Annotated in this window: 2 protein-coding genes; one reads left to right on the top strand and one right to left on the bottom strand. The window is 51.6% G+C overall.

Going from position 1 to position 1,827, the window contains the following annotated elements:
- Positions 1–1,009 (top strand): hypothetical protein (locus KDK13_RS06960; RefSeq protein ID WP_257284251.1); only part of this gene is annotated, 1,009 nt, incomplete at its 5' end.
- 25 nt (positions 1,010–1,034) lie between these two features.
- Here KDK13_RS06960 and KDK13_RS06955 read toward each other — a convergent pair.
- Positions 1,035–1,601, bottom strand: coding sequence for a nitroreductase (locus tag KDK13_RS06955; protein ID WP_257284250.1), 567 nt, complete (start codon positions 1,599–1,601; stop codon positions 1,035–1,037).
- Positions 1,602–1,827: the final 226 nt, after the last annotated feature.

Here is a 1,827-nt window from a genome sequence, read left to right as displayed (position 1 = left end):
TCAGATAACCTCCTCAAATGACAGGACGTTATTTATGTTTTGCTCAACCAGCCATGCTCAAACACCGAAAGCAGTGATCTCACCGCCATCTGTCCCACTGCGTGCCCAGCGCAGCACGGTTGAAAGCGCGACAGGCCGATGCATCAGCATGGTTGACGAACCAGAAAGGCAGAATTCCGAAAGCACCGGCCTTGTCACAGAAAATGCACTGAAGAATTGTGAGATTGTCACCAGGGAAGTAGAAGGCAAACCTGCACAGCCACCGTTTATGCTTGCCATTGCGGTGGAAGATAGTACCCATAAATCGCCATTACTGCCTGCAGAAGATAAAACAGGTAATACCGGCAAAGAGGCAATTATGGCTATTGACGGCGATTCCGCGTTTAGCAGTGAATTGAATGGGCACGCCTCTGCCGGTGATATTTTTTCCGAAGTCCTGCAAACCCTCAATCCCGGAAAAGTATATTCTCACTATGCCGCCCAGCATGACGACACACTGAAAAAATTTGCCGCCAGGGTATTATGGAATGGGGCAGCAGGTACCATTTCTGCCGATGCACTGGACTATATAAACCAGGCAAAAGGCGCTGCGGCTATTATTTCTGCCATGGTGGCTATTGGCATTGTTGATGGCCTTTATTCTTGTGGAAAGCATATTAACGAGCATCAGCAACAGCCCGATAATATTCTGCGATTACTTGGTTATAGTACGTACAAATGCATCAGCCCGGTGATGAACCTGTTGCCTGAAACGTTTTGCCAATGTGTCAGAAAAGCCTATTTCTATGGTTCTCTTACCGGTGCCAGCGCAACCCTGCTGGCTGACTTCCTTTCGCACCTGTCAACGTTCGTCATGACTCCCTCCGCGGCTTCCTATATCACCGGGTACGCTTGCCCAATACTGCTGTTTGCGCTGACCTCGGCAGGAGGAATGGCCGGCATAATATCCGCTTATAAAAATTATAAAAAAAACAGCGCCAGCCAGCCTGTCAGTTCAGGCTTCATTTGACATTCAATACCTTGTTATTTCCCGGTCAGATTTTGGGCACCCATTCAGAAACAAACTCATTAACATCTAATACCGGCACTTTCTTTTTAGCGCCAGCAGGCTTGCCAAGGTAGATAAAGCCCATCAGCTGTTCATTGCCGGCAAGGCCCAGACCTGTCGCCAGGGCAGGGTGGTAACAAAGTTCCCCGGTTCGCCACATTGCCCCTACCCCCTGGGCATGAGCCGCCAGCAGCAGAGAGTGAACGGCCGCCGCCAGTGACATTTTCTGTTCAATCTCCGGCACCTTTGGATGCTGTTTAACCGCGCAAATAGCCAGAACCAGCATCGGTGCCCGGAGCGGCATCCCCTTCAAGCGTGCCAGGGCATCTTCTGAAAGGTCCGGCTGGTCTTCCAGGGCTGCTTGTGCCATCAACTCGCCCAGGGCTTCGCGCGCCCTGCCACTGACTTTCAAAAAACGCCAGGGGCGAACGCGACCATGATCCGGGGCTCTCAGGGCTGCCCGGAACATGATATCCAGTTCTTGATCGTTGGGCGCCGGTTCCGTCAGCATGGGTGTCGACACCCTTTCCAGCAAAAGCTCTATACTGTCCACAAACAACTCACTCCCACCAATTCCCGAGCAATGATTAGCCCATATAATCGTTAAAGAGCCTTTTTTTCAAGTGGAACCATTGATAAAGCATTTATGGGAGGCAGGGGGGGGGTTGACTCCGTGAAACTATGGGCATACTATTCGCTCGCGCTGCAGCAATGCACGAAGGTCTGCGTCCCCTTCGTCTAGTGGCCTAGGACACCGCCCTTTCACGGCGGTAACAGGG

The sequence above is a fragment of the Endozoicomonas sp. SESOKO1 genome (assembly GCF_024606265.1).
Taxonomy (GTDB): domain Bacteria; phylum Pseudomonadota; class Gammaproteobacteria; order Pseudomonadales; family Endozoicomonadaceae; genus Endozoicomonas.
Note: the sequence above shows the minus strand (reverse complement) of the source record. Positions and strands in the feature narration are given on the sequence as shown.